Genomic DNA, 3,298 nt, shown 5'->3' with positions numbered 1-3,298 from the left:
GAGAAGGTGCGTCTGGGCGCGAGAAGGTGCGTCTGGGCGCGAGAAGGTGCGTCTGTCCGCGAGAAGGTGCGCACCTTCTCGGTGCGGGATGCACCTTCTCGGCGGCTGACCCACAGCCTCGGGGTTCACCCCTGCGGCATGAGGCCCCCGTCGGCCGCAGGGCGATATCGTTCGAGCATGTCCGAGCTCCCTCCCGACCCCGCCCCCGCCCCTGACGAACCGACGGTGCCACCGCGCCCGGCGCCGGAGCGCAAAGGCATCTTGGCGCTGATCGAACGGCCCATGATCGTGGCGTTCATCGCCACGCTCGGCGTGCTGGGGGGCCTGGTCATCGGGTCGGGAATCGCCTCGATCACGACGGTCATCATCTACATCGTGCTGGCACTGTTCGTGGCGCTCGCTCTTGACCCTCTGGTGCGGTTGCTCGAACGCCGGGGGATGAAGCGGGGCGCCGGCATCGGGATCGTCTTCGGAGCCTTCGCCATCCTGGCGGCACTGTTCTTCGTCTTCCTGCTGCCGCCGATCCTCAGCCAGGTGGGTGCTTTCGTGCGGAACCTCCCCGAGGCGATCGCCGGCGTCGTGGACTCGGACTGGTTCCTGGCCCTGTCTCCCGACCTGCAGGATGCTGTCGCGGCCGGTCTCGACGAGGTAGCGGTCGCGCTCGCCCAGCCCGAGACGATCGCCGCGATCGGCGGGGGCGCGCTCGCACTCGGCGTCGGGCTCGTCTCCGCCATCTCGGCGGGTTTCATCGTCGTCGCGCTGACGCTCTACTTCCTGTCGTCGTTGAGCGGCATGAAGGAAGCCCTCTACTCCGTCGCTCCCGCCCGCGACCGGCCGACTCTCAGCGGTATGACTGAGCGGGTCACTGCCTCGGTCGGCAAGTCCCTGCTCGGTTCGGTCACTCTGGCACTGATCAACGCCGGTGTCGTGTTCGTGCTGCAGCTCGTCATCGGGCTCCCCTATCCCGCGCTCATGGCATTCATCGCCCTCATCATCACCCTCGTGCCGCTGTTCGGATCGGTGATCTTCCTGGTCATCGGGACGCTCGCGGCGCTGCTGTCGAGTCCGGAACAGGCGCTGATCTTCGGTATCGCCTACCTGATCTACATCCAGATCGAGGCCTACGTCGTGACGCCACGCGTGATGACCAAGGCGATCGCCATCCCCGCGGCACTCGTGCTGATCGGCGCGATGGTCGGCGGGACCCTCGGTGGCGTGATCGGCGTGCTCGTGGCCCTGCCGGTCATGGCCTCGATCCTGCTCGTCATCCGCGAGATCGTGGTGCCGAGGCAGGACCGCAAGGTCTGACCACGATCGCCGCGCACGTCACGGCTCGATTCGCAGCACGCTGCGAGATTCGCCGACCGCTAGGTCATCGACGACGCGCAGGGTGCGGGCGAGCTCGTCGACGGCGCCGATGACCGTGCCGAATCGCTCTCGGTCGCTGCACACGGCGGTCACCGTCACGAAGTGGGTGCCGGAGTCCCACGTGTAGGTCGCGAACGGCGGAGTGCGCTGATCCCGGGGGAGTGACATCGCGAGCTTCTCGCCGATGCCGAGGTACGTGCCGCGGAACGTCTCGGTGTCGTCGTATTCCATGGGCATCGACGCGCGTGCCGCGCGCAGCTGCGGCGTCGCCTGCTGCATCTGGGCCATCACGACGAGCAGCTCGGGGTCGGCCTTCCAGACCCACACCAGCACCCGGCCCGCGGCTCTGCGCATGAGGAACGGCGTCGCCTGGCTCATCGCCCACGCCATGAATCCGCTTCCGGGCTTCGCCTGGGCGCCCAGTGCGGTGTTCGCCTGGCCGAGCAGCATCCGGATCGCGGCCTTGCGATGCCGCCGCCCGCCGAGCCCGAGTGAGTCCGTGACGGCCACCCATCGCGTCGGGTCGGCATCGGCCTGCAGTCGGGGCATGCCTCCAGGGTACGAGCTCGAACCTGCGAGCCCGATCCAGAGCGGGTGGTCTCGGATGGGGTTCGCATCCAGGGGAGGCATGGGGACCTCCGGTACAGTGGGATCGCACATGCACCGACCTCGTGCGACCCGCCCCGCCCCGCACAGAGATAGGCAACCAGCATCCCGTGATGCCTTCCGAGACGCCAGAAGATCCTCCCGCCGCTAAGCCGGACGAACCCCGGCCCCTCACCGTGCTGATCGGCGCCGACACGTTCTCACCGCACGTGAACGGCGCGGCCCGATTCGCCGAGCGCCTCGCCGCCGGGCTCGTCGCCCGCGGCCACGATGTGCACGTGGTGGCTCCCAGTGCGACGCACTGGACCCGCGGCACGGCGGTCGAGGTCATCGAGGGTCAGCCCATGACGATGCACCGCCTCCCATCGTGGCGCTGGTACCCCCACGACTGGATCACGTTCGTGCTGCCCTGGATGTCGAAGCACCACGCCCGTCGCGTGCTCGAGACGGTGAGGCCGGATGTCGTGCACATCCAATCGCACATCGTTATCGGGCGAGGTCTCGCCCGCGAGGCGCGCAAGCGCGGCATCCCGATCATCGCCACCAACCACGTGATGGCCGAGAACATCCTCGACTTCACGACCCTGCCGCGTGCGCTGAACCAGGTGATTCTCGAGCTCGCGTGGGCCGACGCGAGGCGCACTTTCGGCATGACCCGCGCCGTTACCACGCCCACCCGCAATGCCGCCGACTTCCTCGAGTCCACGATCGACATCACCGGAGTGATCCCGATCAGCTGCGGCATCGATCGCGCGAATTACCGGCCCGACCTGGGGCCCCGCGATGCGAACCGCATCCTGTTCGTCGGCCGGCTGACGACCGAGAAGCACATCGACGTCCTGCTCAAGGCGGTCGCCCTGCTCGACCCGGCGCTGGATGTGCACGTCGACCTCGTGGGCGGAGGTGACCAGCGCAAGAACCTCGAGACGCTCGCTCGCTCCCTCGGGCTCGATGGCCGCGTGACGTTCCAGGGCAATGTGGGCGAGGAGGAGCTGCGTACGCTCTACAGCCGGGCGAGCCTCTTCGCGATCGCGTCGGTCGCAGAGCTGCAGTCCATCGCCACGATGGAGGCGATGGCCTCGGGGCTGCCGATCGTCGCCGCCGACGCCGTCGCGCTGCCTCACCTCGTGCACGACGGCGAGAACGGGTACCTGTTCGAGCCCGGCAACGTCGAGGAGATGGCCGCCCGGCTCACCGACGTGCTGACCGCCGCACCCGAGGAGCGTCGGCGCATGCAGCAGGCATCGCTCGACGGCGTCGTGATCCACGACATCAACCGCACCCTCGAAACGTTCGAAGCGCTGTACCGCGACGAACCGCTGCC

3 protein-coding genes are annotated in these 3,298 nt (G+C 68.3%); 2 read left to right on the top strand and 1 reads right to left on the bottom strand.

Annotation, left to right across the window (positions count from 1 at the left end; translation table 11 throughout):
* Window positions 1-177: 177 nt before the first annotated feature.
* The gene (locus QZV84_RS09475) at window positions 178-1,308 is read left to right on the top strand and encodes an AI-2E family transporter (protein WP_292828805.1); all 1,131 of its coding nucleotides are present in this window, start codon (window positions 178-180) and stop codon (window positions 1,306-1,308) included.
* A gap of 18 nt (window positions 1,309-1,326) precedes the next feature.
* On the opposite strand, the gene QZV84_RS09470 is transcribed toward QZV84_RS09475, so the two are convergent.
* Window positions 1,327-1,917, bottom strand: a complete 591-nt coding sequence (locus tag QZV84_RS09470) for a hypothetical protein (RefSeq protein WP_292828802.1) — start codon at window positions 1,915-1,917, stop codon at window positions 1,327-1,329.
* A gap of 170 nt (window positions 1,918-2,087) precedes the next feature.
* Between QZV84_RS09470 and QZV84_RS09465 the strand changes: the two genes are divergently transcribed.
* Window positions 2,088-3,298: glycosyltransferase (locus QZV84_RS09465; RefSeq protein ID WP_292828799.1), on the top strand; the 1,211-nt coding region annotated here is incomplete at its 3' end.

The sequence above is a fragment of the Microbacterium sp. genome, from assembly GCF_011620715.1.
Taxonomy (GTDB): domain Bacteria; phylum Actinomycetota; class Actinomycetes; order Actinomycetales; family Microbacteriaceae; genus Microbacterium.
The sequence above is the reverse complement of the archived record's forward strand: the minus strand, read 5'-3'. Positions and strand labels throughout refer to the sequence as shown.

What these genes read in the sequence shown, in the direction of transcription:
- QZV84_RS09475 (WP_292828805.1), top strand. Translation starts at nt 178, where the DNA reads ATGTCCGAGCTCCCTCCCGACCCCGCCCCCGCCCCTGACGAACCGACG.
- QZV84_RS09470 (WP_292828802.1), bottom strand. Translation starts at nt 1,917, where the DNA reads ATGCCCCGACTGCAGGCCGATGCCGACCCGACGCGATGGGTGGCCGTC.